Raw genomic sequence first — 24,784 nt, 5'->3', positions numbered from 1 at the left:
AACAGTAAGGGACTGGATTAAAATTCACTTGTTGCAATCCAGTTATCCTCAACTCGAACATCATACCTCGGAACACGTTCATTTGATGGTTTCGTTATACAGAACAACTTGTACATTCTTCTACACTAAGCAGTTTATTACGTGTATAGTATAGTGATTTCAAGCCTTTATGATGAGCATATACATAAAGACGTGCCAGCTCTCGTGTAGAGATATCTGAGTTTACATATAAAATTGTTGAAATCCCTTGGTCAATATGTGTTTGGATTGTTGCAATTAAATCAATCAACTTCATCTGATCGGTATTAAATGCTGACTTATAGTACCACATTGTTTGAGGAGATAAGAATGGCATTGGATAAAATGTTTCTGCATTGCCATAAGTTCGGCGTTCAATTTGATCAACAATTGGCATAACAGAACTTGTCGCATTTTGTACATAAGAAATACTTTGTGTTGGTGCAATGGCTAAGCGATAGGCATGGTAAAGACCGTAATGCTTAACATCTGCTTCTAATGCCTTCCAATCTTCACGTGTCGGTACATGATGACCTTCAAAAAGTACTTTGACTTTATCCGACTGTGGCACAAAATCTTGTGTTGTATAGCGCTCAAAATAACGTCCATTTGCATAATCAGATTGTTCAAAACCTTTAAATGTTTCACCGCGCTGTTTTGCAATTTGCATTGAACGCTCAAGAGAATAGTAGTTCATCATCATAAAGAAGACATTTGCAAAATCTTTGGCCTCTTCAGATTCATAATTGATTTGATTTTTTGCTAAGTAACCATGCAAGTTCATCACACCTAGACCAACAGAGTGTAACTCACTGTTTGCCTTTTTTACACCTGGCGCATTTTGTATGTTGGCTTCATCACTTACAACAGTCAATGCATCCATACCTGTATGAACAGAGTCTCTAAACTTATCTGATTCCATCACATTGACAATATTCAACGAACCCAAATTACATGAAATATCACGCTTAATTTCATCTTCAACACCGTAATCATTAATGACTGATGTCTCTTGAAGTTGGAAGATTTCTGTACATAAGTTACTCATTTTAATCTGACCGATATTGCTATTGGCATGAACGCGATTTGCATTATCTTTGAACATCAAATAAGGGTATCCTGATTGCAGTTGTGTTTGCGCAATCATATTGAGCATTTCACGCGCATCTTTACGCTTCTTCATAATATTAGGGTTTTCAACAAGACGATCATAATATTCATCAATATTAATATCATCTAAAGTTATACCGTACTCTTGTGCTACGGTATGTGGTGCAAACATATAAAAGTCTTTTCCTTCTTTAGCTAACTCAAAGAACTTAGACGGTACGATTAAACCTGTTGAAATTGTAGATAAACGTAAATCCTCATCTGCATTCACCTTTTTCGTATCGAGAAACTCCTCGACATCATAGTGAAAAATATTCAGGTAGACTGCCCCAGCACCCGGACGTTGACCTAATTGGTCAGCATAGCTAAATCCACCTTCTAATGCCTTAGCAACGGGTAGTACACCTTTGGCAACACCCTTAATCCCTTTAATCGCTTCACCGCGGGCGCGTAGCTTTGATAAGTTGATTGCTACACCGCCTCCTATTTTACTCAATTGCTTGGCTGTTGAATCAATAAAATTAATAGAATTCAAACTATCATCTACTTCGAGTAAGAAACATGACACGAGTTCGCCACGTCTTGCACGACCTGCATTTAAAAAAGTAGGTGTTGCAGGCTGGTAACGTTGATCAATCATCGCTTGTATTAAACGCTTAGCAAGAGGGACATCTCCTTTAGCCAAGTAAAGTGATACAATCATAATATGCTGATGATAATTTTCAAGGTATTGTGATTTATCATTGGTTTTCAATGCATAATCTTTAAAAAATTTACTTGCTGACATGTAACTTGCAAATTGAAATGGTATATTATTTGCAAAATCTATAATATCTGTTAATTGTTCTTCTGTGTAATCATCAAATACATTATAATAAAATTGATGTTCGACTAAGAAGCGAAGACGTGCCAGTTCACTATCAAAATATACTGTCTTATCTTGAACCTCTTCCATATAAACACGCAATGCTTCTTGGTCTTTTTCTAAATTAAAAAAGCCATTTTCTTTACGCTTTGTGACTTCATTGTTTAATTCAATATGATTGTAATGCTTTTCTTCCATAGCTTTCATCAAAATTAACCACCTTCTCTTTAAACTCCAACGTATCACTTGATGTACCGTGCAATTCAAACTTCAATAATAATGGCACGTGGTACTTTTCTGAAATGGTAACCCCTGCTTTAGCAAAGTTATTTCCCCAATTACGATTTCCGCTTGCAGCTACACCTCTTAAAAGTGTATGATTTACCGCTAAAAACTGTTCGACAGGTGCAGGCACTTCTCCAAACCCAATCGTTCCTGTCACTAAAATAAATGGTTCTGTCATGTGCATTGTTGCGTCTGCTTCGGTAATTTCATATATGTTTTCTAACTCTGTACGTTTAATAAACCGTCTAACGTTACCTGTAAAAGAATAAAAAACGACTTTCATTAGAATAACCACCCTTCGCACTTGTATTGTAGCAACCTACCACAAATCTCTTAAAAGCTGTATAGAAATAAAACGAACGCCCAACCATTAAACAAAGATTTCACGACTACTCTGATACCGTAGACGAAGATAAAAAGACAGACGACCTATTTGAACTGAGTCATCTACTGTTTTTCTTACAACTCAACGTGATAGATTGAAATACAATGTATGGATGTTTCTTATCAATACGAACATACATTTCGTTTTAACTCACACATATATCGACAAGTATTAAAATGTTGATTGTGAACATTTACTACTTGTCGATATATAAAATGGACTACTTTTCAAAATACATTTAACATAGAATGTGTTTTATTGTGTAATCCTCTATTGATTTTGTATATTCGTCATTTCTATAACTAGGAAAAAACACAATATATAGTATACTTTTCTGATTTTTACTACCATATTATGTGTTTCATTATACATAACAAATTATTGAAAAGAAAGAAGAAAATATTAAACTGTCGTACTGTAATAGATACAACAGTGATAGCGACAATACTTACAACATTTAAGAAATTTATTTGAACACAAAATGCCAAAGGTTTTTTGTCCTCTACCTGTCTGTAAAATGACAACAAAAGAGAACATATGTTCTTAGCTCTATATATTCTATCAAAAACCAATGCTTTAAGATTATCATGCTTATCATTATAAACTCAAAAATTTGTTATCTAGCACATCTATTTTTTTTATGCTACGATAGATACGTTAAAATTTTAATATTTAGAGGCGATTGAATGAATGCAAAAATGAAAGGCATTATCGCAATCTTGATTTCTGCTATTGGTTTCAGCTTTATGGCAGTTTTTTTTCGCCTTGCCGGAGACTTACCTGTCTTCCAAAAATCATTGGCACGAAATCTAGTAGCGATGTTTATTCCACTTTTTTTCATACTTAAATTTAAACAACCCTTTTTTGGTAAATTAAGCAGTCAGCCCTTACTGTTAACACGCTCTCTATTGGGTTTAACAGGTGTGCTGCTCAATATTTATGCAATTGACCATATGGTTCTGAGTGACGCAGATATTTTAATGAAGCTTAACCCTTTTTGGACAATACTGCTCAGTTTAATTATCTTAAAAGAATATATTCAAAAATACCAACTTACAGCTATGGTGATCGCAATCATAGGGATGCTATTTGTTGTTCAGCCTGAATTCTCATCGGATATACTTCCAGCAATCATGGGGTTACTTTCAGGGGTTTTTGCCGCTGCTGCTTATACAGCTGTTCGTGCATTGAGTACACGTGAAGCACCTTACACTATTGTGTTTTACTTCTCATTCTTTTCTGTTGTTGCATTATTACCTATCGTACTGATGACTTATGAACCCATGACAAGTACACAAATTATTTATCTTATCTTAGCTGGACTTTCGGCAGCAGTTGGGCAAATTGGTATTACCGTAGCATATAGTTATGCGCCTGCCAAAGACATTTCCATTTTTACTTACGCTTCAATCTTATTTACTGCTTTGATTGGTTTTATATTATTTGGAGAAACGCCCGATCGTTATGCACTCATCGGGTATGTCATTATTTTAGGCGCAAGTTACTACATGTTCGAACGTGCACGACGTACGACATCTTTGTCTAACACAAACAACAATCATTCTTAATTCTACATATCAAAGGAGAACTTAATTATGTCTGAAGGACGCTCAAAAGAAAACTTAAAAGATATCACACTGCTTGGTAATCAAGACAACACTTATCATTTTGACTATCGCCCTGATGTTTTAGAAACTTTTGATAATAAGCATCAAGGTCGTGATTATTTCGTGAAATTTAATTGTCCAGAGTTCACCTCACTCTGCCCTATTACAGGTCAACCTGACTTTGCAACAATCTATATTTCCTACATTCCAAACATTAAAATGGTAGAATCTAAATCTTTAAAGCTTTATCTATTCAGTTTCCGTAATCATGGAGATTTTCATGAAGACTGCATGAATATTATAATGAACGATCTGATTAACTTGATGGATCCTCATTATATCGAAGTTTGGGGCAAATTTACGCCACGAGGTGGTATTTCTATTGATCCATATACCAATTATGGTCGCCCTAATACAAAATATGAACAAATGGCTGAATACCGCATGATGAACCATGACCTTTATCCAGAAACAATCGATAATCGCTAGTAGTATAATCATTTAATCAAGAGTTTTGCTTTAGCTACTACTAAGGCGAAACAGACATCAGAATTTTGACCTGAATCAGCGCACAAATATCTGTAATGTTCGTAAATGGTTGAAGTGAAATATGTTTTAACGCCTTTTTTAGTTTTAATCTCACTAGCTGAACAGGAGTAGACAGAAAGCGCTTTGCAAAAATAAGCTTTCCGCCCTACTCCATTTTTGTAATTTATCACTTTGAGTGCATTCCCCTCACTTCTAGTCCTCATTTTCAACTTAGACTCTTAAAACTGCTATAAAACTGACACAACTATTTTCAGAATTTTCTTGTTTAAAATAAGTAATAGTTATAAAATAGTTTTAACTCAACGAAAGGAAAGGGGAAGTTTTATGAGCAAACATTACACAAGGGAAGAAATATTAAACAGTACACCACGTACTGGTTTCTTCGGACATCCTAAAGGGCTAAGCACCCTATTCTTCACAGAGTTTTGGGAGCGATTTAGCTATTATGGCATGAAAGCTATATTAGCGTATTATATTTACTACTCTGTCGCAAAGGGTGGCTTTGGTCTTGATCAAGGTGTCGCACTACAAATCGTATCTATGTACGGTGCTTTGATTTATATGAGTGGTGTTATTGGTGGATGGATCGCCGACCGTCTTATTGGAACACGCCATGCATTATTCTACGGTGGTATTTTAATAATGATTGGTCATATTCTACTCTCATTACCAAATAATTTTGCATTGTTATTACTTGCTTTACTCTTTTTAATTATCGGGACAGGACTACTTAAACCGAACATCTCTTCAACTGTTGGTTTACTGTATGATAAGAATGACCCTCGTATGGACTCAGCTTTCACCATTTTTTACATGTCAATCAACTTAGGTGCATTAATCTCACCTTTAATTATTGGATGGACACAAATTAATGTTGGCTTCCATGCTGGCTTTTCAATTGCAGCGGTTGGTATGTTCGTAGGTTTACTTACATATTTCATTACAAACAAAAAATATTTAGGTTTAGCTGGATTGGAAGTTCCTGATCCATTATCAAAAGAAGAACGCACAAAATTCATTAAAATTCTTGCTACTGTCACTGCAATTATTATCATAGTTTGTGTCATTCTAAACATGAACGGTCAACTCACAATCGCAAACTTTGCAAACTTTGTTACTTTTTTAGGCGTTGGTTTACCGTTATTCTATTTTGTTAAAATTATTTTAAGTAAAAAAACAGCTGATTTTGAGCGCAAACGTGTTTTTGCCTATATTCCTTTATTTATCGCGTCTGTTGCTTTCTGGATGATCCAAGAACAAGGCTCAACTGTTCTTGCACAATTTGCAGATACTAAAACACAGTTAAATCTTGCTAAAGTTACAGGAGGGCTTATCGATTTCCACATCCCACCTGCTTGGTTTCAATCATTGAATCCATTATTCATCGTAGCACTAGCGCCTGTATTCTCAATATTATGGGTAAAACTGGGGCGCTACAATCCACCGACTGTTATTAAGTTTGCGATTGGTGTTTTACTTGCAGGTGTATCTTATCTGATTATGGTTATCCCACTATCAAGTGGTGTAGAATTAATTAATCCATTCTGGTTAGTTGCAAGTTTCCTCATTGTAACATTAGGTGAACTTTGCTTATCTCCAATCGGTTTGTCAACAACTACTAAATTAGCACCTGAAGCTTTTACAGCTCAAATGATGAGTGTATGGTTCTTATCAAATGCTATGGCTCAAGGTATCAACGCTCAAATGGTAACCATTTATACAGCTATTAGCTCGAATCAATACTTCCTATATTCTGGCAGTATTGCACTCGCAATTGGTATCTTACTACTAATCGCAACACCATTTATCAAGAACTTAATGCAAGGTGTAAAATAACACACAATAAAAGCCTACGCTCATTTTTTGAGTATAGGCTTTTATTGATATTTAGCCACTTTGAAATATTAAAGTGACTTTTTGATAAACCTGACTTTTAACCTCTCTTTTCGCGCATCAAGTTTTAAATGTTTTGTTCAGCTTATCTACTTCTTGATTACTTCTTGTCCATACGTTCTAATCCTCGATAAGTTATTGAAATGTATAGTTGAAAGGCGTAAACTGACTACTGTATTATTCTCAACGAGGAAGAAGGTTGCAACATGTCAATATCATCACATGAAGAAGCTGTTCGAAACATCCCTCAAAAGGGATTCTTTGGACATCCAAAGGGGCTTGGTGTACTCTATACCGTTGAGTTCTGGGAACGTTTTAGTTACTACGGTATGCGCGCCCTGCTCATCTACTATATTTATTACAATGTAGCTCAAGGTGGACTTGGACTCGAAAAAACTTTTGCACAGTCATTAATTTCTATCTACGGTTCTCTTATTTTTATGACAACTATTCTTGGAGGATGGGTGGCTGATCGTATATTAGGAACGCGTCGCTCACTTGTTTACGGTGCAATACTTATCATTATCGGTCATGTTTGCCTAAGCCTACCTTTTGCTTTGCCTGGATTATTAACCTCTATGTTTTTTATTATAGTGGGCTCTGGCTTAATGAAGCCTAATATTTCAAATATTGTTGGACGCCTCTATCCCAAAGGGGATGAACGTGTCGATGCAGGTTTTGTCATTTTCTATATGTCAGTCAATATGGGGGCTTTTGTTGCACCACTGATTTTAGACCATTTCCGTAAGACGGGTCACTTTCATAGTGGTTTTCTTATTGCGGCAATCGGTATGACGCTCTCATTAATTTTTTACTTACTATTTCATCGCAAAAACTTAGGAACGATCGGAACAACAGCCCCCAATCCACTATCTGTAACTGAAAAGAAAAAATATGGACGTCTCACATTAATCATTATTATTTTGATGTTATTGTTGCTGACTATTACTTATCTAACCAATACATTGACATTTGATTTAATAAGTTTCATTGTACTTATTCTAGGGGTTTTACTACCGATTTGTTACTTTAGTGTGATGCTCACAAGTAAAGACACAACAGAAACAGAGCGTTCCCGTGTCTTTGCATTTATTCCACTATTTATCGTAGGTGTGATCTTTTGGTCTATTCAAGAACAAGGCGCTAACGTATTAAATGTTTATGCAGATGAAAAAGCAGATTTATCATTCCACATTTTGGGTGCTGCGTTTGAGTTCCCAGTAACATGGTTTCAATCGATCAATCCATTGTTTATTGTTGTATTTGCACCGATTATTTCATGGCTATGGCGTCGCCTTGGTCGTTTCGAACCCAGTCTCCCCGTCAAGTTTGCAATCGGTCTATTTTTAGCGGGGGCTTCATTTATTTTAATGATGGCTGTTATTTTTTATAACCAAAGTGCAAATATTAGTTTCTTATGGATTGTTTTATCTTATTTCATCTGCGTACTCGGTGAATTATGTATTTCGCCGACTGGTAATAGTTCGGCTGTTAAACTTGCACCAGAAAAATTCAACGCACAAATGATGAGTCTGTGGCTATTAACAAGTGCCACTGCTCAAGCAATTAATGCACAACTCGTTAAATTACTACCACTTTTAGGAGACCAAAACTACTTCGGCTTAATCGGAGGCATCGCCGTAGCTGTTGCCCTTATTATATTGTTTATTTCTCCTATTATTCTACGCGCCATGAAAGGTATTCGTTAAACATTAAAAGACCTTCCCGTTTTTACTAAACGTAGGAAGGTCTTTTAATGTTATTTTAGAAAATAAGCTTCAACTTCTCGCCAATCATTCAAACGTTGAAACTCTGTATGACCGTAATTATGTGGCGCACTAAACATCAGTGGTTTCCCCTTGAAAATACGGAGCTGTTTCGGATTATCATCGATTAAATAGTCAGTAGCTGCAATGTTTTTTCGTCCACAAAAAACAAATTGTTGTGGATCTAAAAATGGAAAATGCGTTCGCAACCATTCATATTTATCATGAAAAGAAGTCGGCACATCCATAGCAGCTGTTACAATATAGACATCATAATGTTCTGTTAATTTTTGAACCACTTCTTGTGCATCTTGAATGACTGGAAGACGTCCAAAAAAACCATCCGATCGTAAAATATCTCGAACGATTGATGCATGTTCAGGCAACATATCGTAGACTTTACGCCCTTTTATTTGCTCAATTGTTATATTTAACTGTGTGCGACGATTAAACGCTTCTAAAATCGCCCCCATTGTATCCGCTAAAACCTCATCCATATCAATACCAATTGACTTTCTCATCGTATCGCTCCTTATATATCTTTCAGTCTACATTATAGCAAAATTTGCTAGTAGCCACCTATAATAAGATCATTGCACTAGAGGGATCTAGGTTAGCGGTATGTCTAGTTAAAAAAATCGTTACCTGCTCATTTGAGGTTGAATTTCAATCAGTGTCTCTTATTGCACCTCTTCATTTCTCTAAGAGGTCTGACTTCCAAATGCTGTTAAAACATTGCGAATCACTTTATTTTGTTCTGGAAAACCAATTGTAATACGTACCCCGTTTGGAAAGGCACGTGCAATGATCCCTTCTTTTAATAAAGCATTATCCAAGGCTTTTGCATCATCTGTCTCCACAAAAATAAAATTTGTTTGTGATGGATAGATATGGAATGGTGTTTTTACATCATAAAATTTTTCACGCTCTTGTGCATTAAGCTCAACTATCTTTTTCAAATAGTCTTGATCTTGAAATGCTGCTAATGCCGCTTGCTCTGATAAACGTGTCGTGTTAAATGGTGGACGAATAACATTGAGCTGTTCTGCCAGCTTTTCTGGTGCAATAATATAGCCTATACGTACCCCTGCAAGACCATATGCTTTTGAAAATGTTCTAAGCATCGCAATATTATTATATTTTTTCATAAGTTCTAGCGTATTCGGATAATCAGATGCAGTGACGTACTCTGCATAGGCTTCATCAAACAAAATTGTGACATTGCTTGGTATTTTTTGAATAAATGCTTCAATTGCTTCATGTGTATGATAAGTTCCTGATGGGTTATTAGGATTACAAATCCATACGAGTGCCGTATTCTCATCTACTGCTTCAGCAATACCCTCTAAATCAAATGCCCCCTCTTTTAACGGAACTTGTACAAAGTTCGCATCTTCAACAACAGCATTATGGAAATATTGTCCGAACGTACCTTCACTTGTAACGACCTTATCACCTGAACGAATGACTGTCCGTGAAATAATAACAATCATTTCATCTAATCCAGCTCCAAATACTACTTGTTCCGGTTTAACTTGATAATGTTTAGCAATTGCTTCTTGTAATAACGGTGCATTCGGCTCTGGATATAAATATAAATCATCCACATTATGTTGAATTGCTTCTTTGGCTAATAGAGAAGGACCGTACACATTTTCATTAGATGCGAGTTTATGCAGTTCTCCTTCAATTCCTAGTTTTTTCTTGAGTGCTTCAGGTGATAAACCCGGTGTGTATGCACGTAACTGTGAAATTTGTGACTTCATAGCAATACCTCCATATATTCTGAACATTTGAAATATGTTAACTATTATAACTATTTAATTCTTAAATAGCTAGTCCCGATTTCATACCATTGTAGCTTTTATAAAAAAAGAGCGGAATAGAAACCTTAATACTTCAAAAAGATTTCATGATTCCACTCTAATCATAATAGGCAGCTATTTATATCAATACAGTTTGAATATCGTCATATGCTCCTATTTTATTATCATGTTCTATATATTTAAAAACGTTATACCTCAATACTTTGAGGCTACTCTTTTATTTAATAATTTGATGTGACTTCAAGTAATCTTTAGCTACATCATATGGACGTTCACCCTTTTCAGTAACACGATAATTCATTTCCTGCATTTCTTCATCTGAAATCTTGCCAGAAAGTTGATTCAACGCCTTTGTCACCTCTGGATGTGCTTCAACAAACGATTGTTTAAAGAGTGGCGCACCTTGATATGGTGGGAAAATATGTTCATCATCCTCTAAAACAACCATATCATACTGTTTTAATTCTGCATCCGTTGAATACGCATCAATCAAGTTAATCTCACCTTTTTCAACCGCTTGATAACGCAACTTAGGTTCCATCGTTTTAACTCGATTAAAGTTCAAATGATATGCAGACTGTACTTTAGGATAACCATCTTCACGATCATTGAATTCCAAAGTAAAGCCTGGCTTCACTTTATCTTCTATACGTTTAAGGTCACTAATGGTTTTTAAATCATTTGCTTCTGCAAAGTCACGTTTGACAGCTAAAGCATACGTGTTATTATATTTCATTGGTTTTAACAAAGTCATATCAAACTGCGACTCTAGGCTTTGACGTGCTTGTCTATATACTTGACTTTCCTCTTGAGATTTCGGTGTTTCTTTTGTCAGCTCACCTAAAACAGTTCCTGTAAACTCAAGATAACCATCAATTTCATCTGCCTTTAAAGCATTAAATAAAAATGTCGTTTTCCCCATACCATCTTTCACATCAACGGTATAATCCGTTTCCTGCTCAATAATAATTTTATACATATTCGTAATAATTGACGGTTCTGCTCCTAACTTACCAGCAATTGTAATATGTTCTTCTTTTTGTCCTAACATAGGCGCAATTGTTACACTCAACATAATAATTAAGAGTATACCAAGTGTTATAAACATCTTACGATAAGATACACGACTTAATATCCGTAAAATCACATCAAATAGAATAGCAAGTAATGCTGCTGGAATTGCACCGATTAAAATGAGCGACGTATTGTTTCTATCAATACCCAGTAAAATAAGGTCACCTAAACCTCCAGCACCGATTAATGCTGCAAGTGTTGCTGTACCTACAATAAGTACCATTGCTGTGCGAATACCTGCCATAATGACTGGCATTGCTAATGGTAGCTCTACCCTTATAAGTCGTCTTGTAGGTTTCATACCGATACCTTTTGCTGCTTCAATCAGTGATGCATCAACACCAACGATACCTGTATATGTATTGCGTAAAATAGGCAATAGCGCATATACAACGAGTGCAATAACAGCTGGTACAGTTCCAATACCAAAAAGTGGAATCATCAATCCTAATAATGCTAGAGAAGGGATTGTTTGTAGTACCGCTGCAATATTAATCACACCTTCAGACAGTCTAGGTGTCTTTGTCAATAAAATCCCCAGTGGTACACCAATTAATACCGCAATAAGCAATGCTATAAATGACAGTTGCACATGAGTGAGCAATGCTTGTAACAATTCTTCTTTGCGTTCATTTAATGTCATCAAGAGTGTACTCATGCCATATCACCTACTTGATTGCGTGATAAAAAGCGGAATATATCTTGCCGTGTTAATCGCCAATAATCGCCTCCGCTCTCTACAATAACAGCTTCATGTGTTACAAGTTCTCGGTATACATCACTGACTGATTGATCATGCTGCACAATGGGATCTTGATATTGCACTTCATCCATAATTTTTTGACCTGTCAATTCTGCTATTTTTCCAAGTGAGAAATGATTGAGCGCCACACTTGTTAAATCACCAATAAATTGACGTACAAATTCATTTTTAGGATATTTGATAAAATCATTAGGTGTCCCAATTTGTTCAATATGACCTTTATTTAATAAACAAATACGATCTCCCAACTTAAATGCCTCTTCAATATCGTGTGTCACAAAAACAATTGTTTTTTTAATTTGGCTTTGTAAGATTAACAGATCATCTTGTAACTTTTCTCTCGTAATAGGATCAAGTGCGCTAAACGGTTCATCCATCAAAATCACAGGTGGGTCTGCGGCTAATGCACGTACAACACCAACACGTTGACGTTGACCCCCTGATAATTCACTCGGCATACGATCACGAAATTGTTTAGGCTCTAATCCAACCATTTCTAATAATGTATCCACTCTATGATCAATATCTTGCTTATTCCACTTTCTCATCAATGGAACTTGAGCGATATTATCACGAATCGACATATGTGGAAAGAGTGCAATTTGTTGTAAGACATACCCCATATCCCAACGCATCTCATATACAGAATAGTCGCTGATGGGTTTACCTTTAAAATAGATGTAACCCTCAGATAAATCAATTAGTCGGTTTATCATTTTCATCGTTGTTGTTTTACCTGAACCCGATGGACCAATTAATACAAAAAATTCACCTTCTTTAATTTTCAGATCTACTTGATCAACGACTGTTTTAGCACCATAACGTTTAGAAACATTGTTAAATTCAATCATAGTCTCCCTACTTTTTAAATTTTTAACAGCTTAGCTATATACATAAAACAATTAATACTGTCCTACTTATTTAAACATATTTTCTTTTAAAAATAATCTAATTTGTTTGTCTTTTAACTTTAAAAAGGGAAATTAAGAAAGCGTTTGCGTATAGGCGGAAAATAGAGGATGAGATAAAAATCAACATGGGGCAACATCATGCTTAAAGTTTTTGCCCCACGCTCTGTACTTCGATACCTTTATATTTTTGAATCGCTTCTAAAAAGGATGGACAATAGTGCTTTAACTTATAACTTCCAACACCTTCAATGTGGATCATCTCTTGTTTAGTCACAGGTTTACGCTTTGAGAATTCTTCCAACGTATAATCCGAAAAGATATTAATGGGCGGGATACTTAACTTTTCGCTTAATTGTTGGCGGACACCTACCAAACGTTCAAACAGATTAGAATCCACACCTTCTACCGTATTAATTTTAACGGTTTCTTTGAACTTCTGGCGAAATGGTGTTGTAAATACAGTGTCATCTTCTTTAAGTAGCTTTTTTACCGAATCATCACATAACAATATTTCATCTTGTTCATTCAAATAACCTTTAAAACGTAACTCATCAATGAGATGGTGTAACTCTCCGGTGGTATAGTCTTGCATGATACCGTATGTCGATAATGTCATATAACCTTGATGGTGAATATAATCTGAATGTTCTCCTCGCAATACTTGAATGACTGTTTGATACCCTTCTTTTTGACCTAAACGTGCCACACAACTAATAATCATCTTCGCCTCTTGTGTCATATCGTACGTCTTATTCTTAGCCATACAATTACTGCAATGCTGACATTCTCCTAACTTTTCATTAGGATTAAAATAATGAACTAATGTCGCTTCCAAGCACTTTTTAGTCTTAGTATAATGTATCATCTTCGTCAGCTTATCGCCCATCTTGTCTTGATAATCTTCATCCGCTTTAGATGATGTGATGAAATATTGATGTAAGCTGATATCACGTTCGCTAAACAATAAAATACACTCACTATCTAAACCGTCACGTCCTGCACGTCCTGCCTCTTGATAGTATGATTCTAAGTCGCCCGGCATATTATAATGAATAACAAAACGAACATTGGACTTATCAATCCCCATACCAAAAGCATTTGTAGCTACGACTACACGTGTACGATCATATAGAAAATCATTTTGTGCAGCTTCTCTTAACTGAGATGATAAGCCTGCATGATAATAAGTGGCATGAATTCCTGAATCTTCTAAAGCTTGATGTAGTGTTTCTACTTGCTTGCGTGTTGAACAATACACAATACCTGATGACTGTGCATGGCGCTTAATATAATCAATGACAAATCTTTCTCGCTGATATGTTGGATTCACTTCAAAAATAAGGTTATCACGTTTAATACTTGTCTTTACCACACATTTAGGCTGGATTATTAAACGTTGCATAATATCTTGTTGTACTTCATGTGTCGCAGTAGCTGTTAACGCAACAATCGCAAACTGTTGAGGCAATGACAGTACAGTATGAATGACTGCTTGATAGCTCGGGCGAAAGTCATGCCCCCATTTAGAAATACAATGTGCTTCATCAAAGGCAACTAATGCTAGAGGGATGCGACGTAAAAGCTGAACAAAACGTGGCTGTTCCAAGCGCTCTGGTGCAATATAAATAAATTTCAATGCGCCCTCTCTTAATTGTTGTTCGATATTTTGTTGTTCTTTTACACTTTGACTACTATTTAAATAGGCTGCTGCAATCCCCATTGCTTTTAATTGATCGACTTGATCTTTCATCAGCGAAATTAAAGGACTAATCACTAGTGTTGTCCCGGATAGTTTAAGACCTGGAACTTGGTAGCAAATCGACTTTCCACCACCTGTTGGCAGCACACCCAGTGTATGATGCTGCGCCATAATATGATCAATAATCTCTCGTTGTCCCGGTCTGAAAGTTTGATATCCAAAATAATGCGATAATATATCTTCCATGCTATCCCTCTTACTGTTCTAAAATTTCTTCTAATTCACTCCATCGTGCCATATCTGTTTCGTATTGCACTTCAAGTTTTTCTCGTTCTTCATTTAAGGTTTGAACTTTACTGTAATCGGCATGTGCTGCAACCATTTCTGCTTCTATTTCTACCAAACGAGACTCCACTTCCTCAATTCGAATCAACAGTGCCTCGTATTCACGTTTCTCTTTATATGACAGTCCTTTTTTCTTTGGTTTTCCAACTGTAACTGTTGTTTTGGCGTTCATTTCTGACTCAGCAGCCTCTGCTTGTTTCTTTTTATATGCCAAATAATCTTCAAAACGCCCTAAAATCATATCGATATGCCCATCATGGATGTACCAATAACAATCCACAACCTTATCTAAAAAATAGCGATCATGACTGACTGTAATCACTGTACCACCAAATGTCTGAATATAATCTTCTAAAATCGTTAATGTTTCTGTATCTAAGTCATTCGTCGGTTCATCGAGTAATAATACATTCGGCTGATGTACAAGAAGGCGTAATAAATACAAACGTTTTTGTTCGCCCCCCGATAACTTATATACCTTTTTACCGTGTGTATTGCTCGGAAAAAGAAACTGCTCAAGTAATTGTGTAACAGACACCGTAGTCCCATCTTTCTGCTTAGCTACTTCTTGCTCTTCACGTAAAAAATCAATCATGCGTATATCACGATTTAGACGCTCATCAGTTTGTTTAAAATAAGCGATTTTGACCGTTTGTCCTACTTTTAAGATACCGCTAAATGCTGTATCTTCACCCGCAAGAATATTCAATAACGTTGTTTTTCCTACACCATTGGGACCAACAATACCAATTTGCGCACCTTTTTGAATAATTGTTGTCAGGTTTTCAAACAAAACACGCCCCTCAATCGCCTTTCCTAATGCCTCCAGCTCAAACACTTGTTTTCCCAGGCGAGAGTAAGCTAAGTTTAATGCCCCTTTATCTTGGGTTTTATATGATTTTACTTCTTTCTCTAATGTTTCAAATCGATTTTGTCGTGCTTGTTGTTTGGTTGTACGTGCCTTAACACCTGCACGCATCCATGCTAACTCTTGCTTAAACAATGCACGCTTTTTCGTTTGTTGACGTGCTTCAATTTCTTCTTGTTCCGCACGTGTTGCAATATACGCTTCATAATTTCCATGATATGATGATAAACGCCCGTCACGCAGCTCAACAATACGTGTTGATACTTCATTCAGAAAATATCGATCGTGCGTCACAAAGATTACAGTTTTCGGGTAAGACTTTACAAACTGAATTAACCAGTGGATCGACTCAAAATCAAGGTGATTCGTCGGTTCATCCAACAATAATAAGTCAGGTTGTTCAATTAAAGTACGTGCTAAAAGTACGCGCTTCTGTTGCCCTCCCGATAAATGCCCTACTTGTTTCGTTGTATCATGAATACCTAACTTAGAGAGAATGGTTTTAATTTCTGCACTATAATCCCACGCTTCCAATATATCCATCTTTGATTGTGCAGACATCATTGCTTCTAATGCTTGGTCTGTTTGTTGTTTGGCATAATGTGTCGTAGCAAGTTCATATTGTTTAATTGCTTGCAATGTTTCAGTTTCTGCACTGTACACAACATCATATACCGTCATCTCAGGGTCTAAGTCGTGGTGCTGTGAAGCATAACGAATACGATACTGCTTCGGATGTGTCACAACACCATCAAAATCTTCGTCCATATTTGCGATGACTTTGAGTAATGAACTTTTCCCTGTACCATTAATCCCAACTAAACCTATACGCTCACCATCAGAAACCGATAATGACAAATCGTCAAAAATCACCTTATCTGCAAATGATTTATTCAGTTGTTCAATTTTATAAGCTGCCATCAAATATACTTCCTTTTACCATATAGATTTACTTAAATATATCTGTTAACCTTAAATCAGTTCTATCTATTATATCGTTTTTTCGATTTAAATGATACAAGGAGACTTGCACTATGCTAGAATACATTACAAACATCCCCCCTTTTTTACAGGCATTAACTGCGGGAATTATTACATGGCTATTGACTGCGTTAGGCGCTGCGACAGTCTTTCTATTCAAAACAGTTAACAACAAAGTATTAAGCGCCATGCAGGGATTTGCTGCTGGTATTATGATTGCAGCAAGTTTTTGGTCCTTACTACAACCAGCCATAGAAAGTAGTTCAGATACTTCAACGCCTTGGTTACCTGCTGCAATCGGCTTTTTGCTTGGTGGTGTTTTTATTCGTTCTTTAGACTACGTTATTCCACATATGCATCGAAACGCTCAAGATACTTCTCAAAAACAAGAAGGGGTTCAGACAGGTTTAAGTAAAAATACATTGCTTTTACTGGCAATTACTTTACATAACATTCCAGAGGGGCTTGCTATTGGTGTCGCATTTGGTGGTGTTGCGACTGGCAATGAACACGCGACCATACTAGGCGCTCTCGGTCTTGCTATCGGTATTGGTATTCAAAACATTCCAGAAGGGGCTGCTTTATCATTACCGATTCATGCGGCTGGACAGTCCAAATGGAAGTCTTTTAATTATGGTCAAGCATCTGCCTTAGTTGAGCCACTGTTTGCTACTATTGGTGCGGCTGCGGTACTTATTGTGACACCGATTCTACCTTATGCGCTTGCTTTTGCTGCTGGAGCAATGATTTTCGTTGTTGTTGAAGAACTCATTCCCGATTCGCAATCAGGCAAAAATACAGACCTTGCAACTATGAGTTTAATGCTTGGATTTACTATCATGATGATATTAGATGTTGCACTAGGGTAAACAATCCTCTATTTTGCCTATGAATCATGCCATAAAATAGCATTCAGATAGGATATAGTAAGACCTTTGGAACCCCACTCAAAATAACAAAAAGCCAATGGTGTTTTGCATTTGATATGCATCACCATTGGCTTTTTACTTCTCTTATTTTCCTTTTGGACCTGTTTCGTATTTATACTTAGATGGATCTATCTTCTTAAAATCTGGATTATCATAAAAGCGGAACAAATCACCATTTAATATTTTATCGGATACTTCAAGATCTGTTTCAACTTGTTGTTTGACCTCTTCTAAGTTACTAGGTGGTGTTTCCATAGGCTCATTATCTTCATTACTATAAACTTTGCCATTCACATATTTATAGTCTTTCGTTACGAAGTCACCATTACGGAATGGTACGACTTCTTGATGATCTTTAGATAACATATCTGTACCTAGCATTAAGTAATTTGATGTATCGATGCCTAGTAAGTGTAATAGTGTCGGCATTACATCTGTTTGACTCGCATACGTCTCATCTACTTTAGGTTCGACACCCGGTGATTTAATCCAAAAACCTGTTTTATTGAGGTCGTTAAATTTCGCTGGCGTGATAGGTTCTCCAAGCAACTCACTCATCGCTTTATTATGGTTTTCTGAAATACCATAATGGTCACCGTATAAAATAATAACAGAGTCTTCGTATAAACCACGTTCCTTCAAGTCGTTAATAAATGCCTCAACTGCTTCATCTAAGTAACGTGCTGTTTGAATATAGCCATCAACAGTATTATTGCCTGTATCACTTTTAGCAATTGTTGCATCTTCCTCACTTAGTGTAAACGGGTAATGGTTCGTTAACGTAATGAGATGTGAATAAAAAGGTTGTTTTTCCTTATCTAAATATTCTGCTGACTCTTCAAAGAACTCTTTGTCTTTTAATCCTAAGTTTTCTAAGTTCTCAGGTGACATATCGTAATATGTGGCATCATAAAACTTATCAATGCCAAAATGTCTATACACTTGATCACGGTTCCAAAATGTCTTGTAGTCACCATGCATAACATTCGTTGTATAGCCTTGTTGTTGATGTAATATAGCAGGTAATGATTGGAATGTATTATCACCTTTTATTGAAAACGCTGAACCTTGTGGTAAACCGTACAAACTGTTATCCATTGTAAACTCTGCATCTGATGTTTTACCTTGTCCAGTCTGATGATAGAAGTTAGGATAATATCTAAAATCATCTTGACCTGATGATAATTTGTTTAAAAATGGTGTGACTTCTTCACCATTTACTTTTTTATTAATTAAAAAGGTCTGGAAGCTTTCTAAATGGATTTTAATGATATTTTTCCCTTTAGCTTTACCATAATAGGCTTTGTTAGGCTCTGTATTTTTTTGTTTTGAATAATTTAAGACTTCAGTTAAATCATCTTCAGAAGCCAGTGCCTTTTGCTGATTGTTTTGTATCGTCTTCACACCATCATACACTGTGAAATTATAAGGTCCTAAATATTTAACTAAGTATTTATGATCAAATGTACGTGTCAACAATTCTGGACGATCTGTTTCAGCAAATGCCAGATTTAAGAAAAATAGTGCAATTGCCGTTGCCATAACAACTGGTACAAACTTTTTATGAAAGACTTGTTTACTCAACCATTTCTGTTTAAACGTTAAAATGAAAAGATAAACAAATGTATCTAAAAAATAAACAAAATCATACCATTGAAATGAGGCACTTACCGCACCACCCATAGAATCTACGTTACTGACTTGATTCAGTGTACTAAACGTAATAAAGTCTGAGAAAAATCGAAAGTAGACGACATTGGCATAAAGTACAAAAGTGAGCAAAAAGCCACCAATGAAAATAAACCAATATGCCTTTCTCCCTTTAAAAAACAGAAAGACACTTAGTATCAATGCAACTAAGCTATATGGGTTCATCAGTAATATTAAGTTTTGCACAAGTCCTTTAACACCGAGTGACAAATCTACATAATAGGCAAAATACGTCTTTAATGAAATGGTCAATACCATTAAGAGGAAAAACGCAAAAATCCCTATTTTTTTCTTTTCTTGATTCATGTATGTTCCCCCGTTATTCAGTTCAGTTCATTTGTTTATATATCATCTTAGAACATCAAACTCACTTTGTTACACAATCGATTTATTTGTAATCTTTTTGTAACATTCAAAACAAGTTCAGTATAACAATATATAGGATTTAGTGACAAATTTCAAGTGAAAACACATCAATAGTATAAACGCTATATCATATTATGATAACATCAGCTGTTTGACATAGCCTAATCAACATCACTCTTATCAATGACAAATCTTATATCAAACTTATTCGTGCTGATAAAATATGACAAAATTCGTCATGAAACGTAACATATCTTTTCATTTTGATTATTATACAAAAAGTATCACCTTTTGTATTCAGACCTCAGCTGTATTACAGATAAAATATCACATAAAGTAAAAGTCCTTTCACTCTTACTTTTGTTATGACGTACTTTTTTATCTATTTTAACATTTCTTCTTGCATCCGAAACTCGATACCTTGATACAGTTGACGACACCATCTATGGTATTTCACAAGGTTTTGCTCTGCTTGTAACACATCGATCCATTGAAACTTCACTTTAGAACCTTGGCGTTTTTGAGCAATTTTAGATAAATGATACGTTGCAACTGTTCCAATTTGTGGATAACTTCCTAAAGTATAATGATCATTGAGCAACACAATAGGTGTCCCATCCTTTTTCACCTGTATTGTTCCACGTTTGACTGAGCGATGAGGCGGTGTATCTATATAGTGTGCTTTGATCAATGCTCCCTCTAACACAATTCCCATACGATTGGCTTTACTTGTGACACTATATTCACCTTGTGTAAAATCGTTCAATTCTACTTCTTGAAAATCTTCTGTTCCCTTATTTGGAATAACATGCACAACATCAGAAAGGTAGTTAAAGGACAACGCGTAGCCATCAACACCCCAAGTTGTTGTTCTCGTATCTCGTAGGTTATCAAACAATTTACGATGACGCTGACTGTAACTACGCTTTAAGTTTATTTCATCACCCACTTTAACAGCTCGACCTTGAAATCCACCCATTTGTGAAATAGTATCAGTAGATGATGAACCTAACCATGTATCTAATTCAAAACCTCCTGCAACAGCTAAATATACACGTGCACCACGTCTTAACTTATCGAATATCAACACATCGCCTTTATTCATTAAATATAATTTATTGATTTTAATTTGAATATCTTCTGTATGCGCAATAGCCTGTGCACCAGATATTGCAATTAATGTAGGCTCTGTAAAACGGATACGTGCCATACGATTTGTCATTTCTAATGTAGCTTCATTCGGATGATTGCCTACTAATCTATTGGCAATTTCATGTGCCAATATGTCAAGTGAACCACTGCGAATTACACCTAAGTGTTCATATCCTGAACGCCCAAAATCTTGAAAGCTAGAAAAAAGTCCACTGTCTTCTATAATAATACTCATCAGCGTTCACTCCCTTCTTGCAATACATCAAACTTCACATAATCTCCGAGTTCTATAAGTGCAAAGTCTTTTTTCATTGGATCAAACAATTGAAGCGGTGTCCAGCCAATAACAAGCCAATCTTCATATGTTTCTGTAGTTGTTATACCACATTTATTATTTTCAAGTATGACTGATCCTGCTGGAATAAGTCGTTTATGCGGTGCTGTATGCTTAACAGTAATAGTTGGATCCAAACCCGATAAGTAAGGAAAACCTGGCGAATACCCCATCATAGATACGAAATAGTCCCCTGCTAAATGACGCGCTATAAAGTCTTCTTCTGTCATTTCTAATTCTTCTAATACACTTTCGAGATGTGGGCCATGTACGCCACCATAATACATAGGTACTTTAATGCATCGTCGTTGTTTTTTCCATTTTTCTTCTGATAAATCAATACCTTCTATCAACGCTTTCATATATACAAAAGGAGATGTTATATTCAATTGTTTCATCATCATACGCGCATCATATGAAATAAGCATATCTGTCTCTGTTGGTACAATTTCAGTAATAAACGAATAATTCTGTTCATTTAAGTAATGTCTTAGAACTAATAAGCGCTGTGTCGCTTTAGATGTAACGTTCCCACGCAATGATACAACTATTGCTTGATCCCCTTGACTATACACTTTCATTTTATTCACCTCGATTAGTTTTCATGATAAAACGACTGCAATATATTATTAACATCTAGCACAAGCTGTTCAACAAATATATAAATAATCACACCTTGAATGATTAACACGAGCATCATCCATAAATAAGCTAAAGTTTGACGCTGAGATTTTATACAATACTGACAAACCGATTGACCTAACCACATCATTAACATAAAAAGTACTAAATAACCTATAACCATATATTTGACCTACTCATTCATTTCCAGAGCAATAGGCACCCATGCCCTCAAACTATTAATCATCCATATTTTACCACCATTTTCGATATAGTGCTGCAGCTGCTTGATATTGAGTGCCGCTTCCACAATCTCTCCACATTCTAATAGTGACTCACGCATACATCCTCGTAAAAAATCTTGTTCGTAACGCGGCGTATAATATGTGTTTTCATATTCGATGACGAGATTACCTATATCAAATTCTAATAACTTGCCTACATCATCATAAAGTAAAATGACATCAGTTTGATGGTCATGATGTAAAAAATCGCGTGTTGAAGTTTTATTAATTCTTGCCCATTTTGGCGTATGTATATCCACCTTTACAAGGTGGGCTGTCATTGCTTTCTTTTCTAACAGTGGTCCAACTTCTGACGTCATTTCACCTGTTGACTGAAGCTTAATTTTCACGCGGTAACAGCCTTCTGCATATTTTGTCTGGATAGCACGTATGACTTGTTGCCACTGAGTGCGTGAATAATGAAATCCAAGCTCTTGCGCCGATTGTGCTATACGCTTTTGGTGATAACTTTCACGAGGGAAGAAACCTGCCTCTAAACGCATCGTTTCAAATATATACATCTGGTTTACCCCTTTAATATTTTCGTTTTATCTTGAAACTCTTTATATTCTTGTACTGGATCTGAATCAATTGTAATGCCTGCCCCTACACCGTAAATAAATTGGTCACCTCGCTGTTGCACTGTACGAATAGGGACATTGAATATTGCATTACCTTGTGGTCGTAATAATCCAATTGTGCCACAATAAATATAACGCGGCGTGCTTTCCAACCGATGAATAATAGCCATTGTGTGGACTTTAGGTGCACCTGTGATTGAGCCACATGGAAAAAGACCGGTAAGCATATCATTCAATGTCATCTGTGGTGCTACCTCACCCGTAACCATTGTTGTCATTTGATATACTGTTGGATACGTTTCAATCGCACATAGCTGTTTTACATTTACTGTGCCTTGCTTAGCAATACGTGCAATATCGTTGCGCAATAAATCAACAATCATAATATTTTCTGCACGATCTTTGGATGAATGCTTGAGTTTATTATATTGCACGATATCCTCTTCAGCAGTATGTCCTCTTGGCATCGTTCCTTTCATCGGTTTGCTCACTACAACACCTTCTCGACCTTCAAATCTTCCAAATTGAAAAAATAATTCTGGTGAGATTGAAGCCACTTTAATCTCTTCAGTATCAAATAAGACTGTATAATTGCCATTCGCTTGTTTCGTTAATTCGTGATAAAGTGCACCAATAGATACATTCGCTTGAGCGACAAGTCGCGTTGTATAGTTCACTTGATAGGTCCAACCTTCTATAATTTCATGTTGTATATCGCAGATGTGTGACATCACTTCTTCACGTATTTGACTAAACACAAATGATGGCATAGTCAGCTTATAACCTACGTCTGTATTTGATGTTTTCACTTTAGAACATGGTCTATCAAAGGCATAACAAACTGCATACACTTCATCTACAAGTTGGTATGTCTGAAATTGTGATTGGTAATAAGATGCCGCTTCATAAGGCAGATACAAAGCAACATAATAGCCTTCTTTTTGTAACTTTTCAGCTTGCTCTACCACTGTTCCGACTTCTTCTAAAGTTCGAGCGATATGTTTTTCAATCGGATTATCAAAAGTATAATGATACTTCTCAACTGTTTTTTCATCTTTATAGTAAGTATAGTCAAATATCACAACCATTTATTCAACCTCACTTAAAAAATTACGTATTTGTGCATGTCCATATTCAGATAAAATGGATTCGGGATGATATTGTACACCATATATTGGTAAGTTTTCATGTTCCACTGCCATAATCACGCCTTCATCATTCATTGCTGTAACCAGTAAGGGAGCGTGTATACTGTGTGGATCAGCCATTAATGAATGATATCGCATCACCTGAAAAGTTGGAGGCAACCCTTTAAAAAGCTGCGAACCCTTATGTTCAATACGTGTAGTATGACCATGAACAGGCATCGGCGCATGAATAATATCCCCTCCAAAGTAAGTCACAATAAGCTGAAACCCTAAACAAATACCAAGTATAGGAATATGCGATTCAAAAGTTTCTAGTACCTTGGTTAAGACAGGGTAATCCACAGGGGCACCCGGACCAGGAGAGATTACTAAAGCAGTAGGTCGATATGACACTAATAATGCAAGATTAACCTCACTTACATCGATGACTTTCACTTCTTGATCACTTTCGGTACGTAAATAATCTACAATATTATAAGTAAAAGAATCTTTATTATCTATCATTATAATCATCGTTTTATCCTCATTTTTACTTTATTATTTCTATTATCACAAATGTCTCACCAATTGACAAAGAAGAACTTATTTTTATAGTGCAACGATAAGACAGGTTGATTTATTTCGCTAAATACGTTACATTAATGAGCGAAATTAAACTTATACAGAGGTTTCTAGCGTATATTAACCCTCTATAAAAAACTAGACTTGCTGAAT

General features: G+C 35.9%; 20 protein-coding genes. 5 read left to right on the top strand and 15 right to left on the bottom strand.

What is annotated here, in order from left to right:
* Positions 1–94: 94 nt before the first annotated feature.
* Entirely contained in the window at positions 95–2,200 is a 2,106-nt protein-coding gene (nrdE, locus tag FGL66_RS01720; RefSeq protein ID WP_180809902.1) for a class 1b ribonucleoside-diphosphate reductase subunit alpha, read from the bottom strand.
* Positions 2,163–2,561, bottom strand: a complete 399-nt coding sequence (gene nrdI / locus FGL66_RS01715) for a class Ib ribonucleoside-diphosphate reductase assembly flavoprotein NrdI (RefSeq protein ID WP_180809901.1) — start codon at positions 2,559–2,561, stop codon at positions 2,163–2,165. Before nrdI ends, nrdE begins: the two co-directional genes overlap by 38 nt.
* Before the next feature lie 788 nt (positions 2,562–3,349).
* On the opposite strand from nrdI, the gene FGL66_RS01710 reads away from it, so the two are divergent.
* From FGL66_RS01710 to FGL66_RS01695, 4 genes are all read left to right on the top strand, one after another.
* Positions 3,350–4,231, top strand: coding sequence for a DMT family transporter (locus FGL66_RS01710; RefSeq protein ID WP_180809900.1), 882 nt, complete (start codon positions 3,350–3,352; stop codon positions 4,229–4,231).
* A 27-nt stretch (positions 4,232–4,258) separates the two neighbouring features.
* Entirely contained in the window at positions 4,259–4,759 is a 501-nt protein-coding gene (queF, locus tag FGL66_RS01705; protein ID WP_180809899.1) for a preQ(1) synthase, read from the top strand.
* 384 nt (positions 4,760–5,143) lie between these two features.
* A complete protein-coding gene (locus FGL66_RS01700) occupies positions 5,144–6,655 on the top strand; it encodes a peptide MFS transporter (RefSeq protein WP_180809898.1) in 1,512 nt (503 codons plus the stop codon).
* Between the two features lie 263 nt (positions 6,656–6,918).
* A complete protein-coding gene (locus tag FGL66_RS01695) occupies positions 6,919–8,421 on the top strand; it encodes a peptide MFS transporter (RefSeq protein WP_180809897.1) in 1,503 nt (500 codons plus the stop codon).
* Between the two features lie 50 nt (positions 8,422–8,471).
* Here FGL66_RS01695 and FGL66_RS01690 read toward each other — a convergent pair whose 3' ends face one another.
* The 6 genes from FGL66_RS01690 to FGL66_RS01665 form a co-directional block, all read right to left on the bottom strand.
* Positions 8,472–8,999, bottom strand: coding sequence for a 5' nucleotidase, NT5C type (locus tag FGL66_RS01690; protein ID WP_180809896.1), 528 nt, complete (start codon positions 8,997–8,999; stop codon positions 8,472–8,474).
* Between the two features lie 180 nt (positions 9,000–9,179).
* A complete protein-coding gene (gene hisC / locus FGL66_RS01685) occupies positions 9,180–10,244 on the bottom strand; it encodes a histidinol-phosphate transaminase (protein ID WP_180809895.1) in 1,065 nt (354 codons plus the stop codon).
* A 277-nt stretch (positions 10,245–10,521) separates the two neighbouring features.
* Complete coding sequence (locus FGL66_RS01680) at positions 10,522–12,036, bottom strand: ABC transporter permease/substrate-binding protein (protein ID WP_180809894.1); 1,515 nt, start codon at positions 12,034–12,036, stop codon at positions 10,522–10,524.
* Positions 12,033–12,992 carry an ABC transporter ATP-binding protein gene (locus FGL66_RS01675; RefSeq protein ID WP_180809893.1) on the bottom strand — a complete coding sequence of 320 codons (960 nt, stop codon included), beginning with the start codon at positions 12,990–12,992 and terminating at the stop codon, positions 12,033–12,035. Before FGL66_RS01675 ends, FGL66_RS01680 begins: the two co-directional genes overlap by 4 nt.
* A gap of 202 nt (positions 12,993–13,194) precedes the next feature.
* Complete coding sequence (recQ, locus tag FGL66_RS01670; RefSeq protein ID WP_180809892.1) at positions 13,195–14,997, bottom strand: DNA helicase RecQ; 1,803 nt, start codon at positions 14,995–14,997, stop codon at positions 13,195–13,197.
* 10 nt (positions 14,998–15,007) lie between these two features.
* Positions 15,008–16,885 carry an ABC-F family ATP-binding cassette domain-containing protein gene (locus FGL66_RS01665; protein ID WP_180809891.1) on the bottom strand — a complete coding sequence of 626 codons (1,878 nt, stop codon included), beginning with the start codon at positions 16,883–16,885 and terminating at the stop codon, positions 15,008–15,010.
* A gap of 113 nt (positions 16,886–16,998) precedes the next feature.
* Here FGL66_RS01665 and FGL66_RS01660 point away from each other — a divergent pair, with 113 nt between their 5' ends.
* Positions 16,999–17,814 carry a ZIP family metal transporter gene (locus FGL66_RS01660; protein WP_180809890.1) on the top strand — a complete coding sequence of 272 codons (816 nt, stop codon included), beginning with the start codon at positions 16,999–17,001 and terminating at the stop codon, positions 17,812–17,814.
* A 144-nt stretch (positions 17,815–17,958) separates the two neighbouring features.
* Here the strand turns inward: FGL66_RS01660 and ltaS are convergent, their stop codons facing one another.
* The 7 genes from ltaS to FGL66_RS01625 all read right to left on the bottom strand — a co-directional run bounded on the left by ltaS (position 17,959) and on the right by FGL66_RS01625 (position 24,583).
* A complete protein-coding gene (gene ltaS / locus FGL66_RS01655) occupies positions 17,959–19,890 on the bottom strand; it encodes a polyglycerol-phosphate lipoteichoic acid synthase LtaS (protein WP_180809889.1) in 1,932 nt (643 codons plus the stop codon).
* Positions 19,891–20,332: 442 nt separating this feature from the next.
* Positions 20,333–21,337 (bottom strand): 5-oxoprolinase subunit C family protein, encoded by a 1,005-nt coding sequence (locus tag FGL66_RS01650; RefSeq protein WP_180809888.1) that lies wholly within the window; start codon positions 21,335–21,337, stop codon positions 20,333–20,335.
* A complete protein-coding gene (locus FGL66_RS01645; protein ID WP_180809887.1) occupies positions 21,337–22,017 on the bottom strand; it encodes a 5-oxoprolinase subunit B family protein in 681 nt (226 codons plus the stop codon). The genes FGL66_RS01650 and FGL66_RS01645 overlap by 1 nt, the downstream gene beginning before the upstream one ends.
* A 14-nt stretch (positions 22,018–22,031) precedes the next feature.
* Complete coding sequence (locus tag FGL66_RS01640) at positions 22,032–22,241, bottom strand: hypothetical protein (protein ID WP_180809886.1); 210 nt, start codon at positions 22,239–22,241, stop codon at positions 22,032–22,034.
* Positions 22,242–22,250: 9 nt separating this feature from the next.
* Positions 22,251–22,862, bottom strand: coding sequence for an aminotransferase class IV (locus tag FGL66_RS01635; RefSeq protein ID WP_180809885.1), 612 nt, complete (start codon positions 22,860–22,862; stop codon positions 22,251–22,253).
* 5 nt (positions 22,863–22,867) lie between these two features.
* A complete protein-coding gene (locus FGL66_RS01630; RefSeq protein WP_180809884.1) occupies positions 22,868–24,010 on the bottom strand; it encodes a chorismate-binding protein in 1,143 nt (380 codons plus the stop codon).
* Positions 24,011–24,583 (bottom strand): anthranilate synthase component II, encoded by a 573-nt coding sequence (locus FGL66_RS01625; RefSeq protein WP_180809883.1) that lies wholly within the window; start codon positions 24,581–24,583, stop codon positions 24,011–24,013.
* Positions 24,584–24,784 lie beyond the last annotated feature (201 nt).

Origin of the sequence: Staphylococcus sp. 17KM0847 (genome assembly GCF_013463155.1) — a bacterium.
In the GTDB taxonomy this organism is placed as follows: domain Bacteria; phylum Bacillota; class Bacilli; order Staphylococcales; family Staphylococcaceae; genus Staphylococcus.
This window is presented reverse-complemented; position numbering and strand designations above follow the sequence as displayed.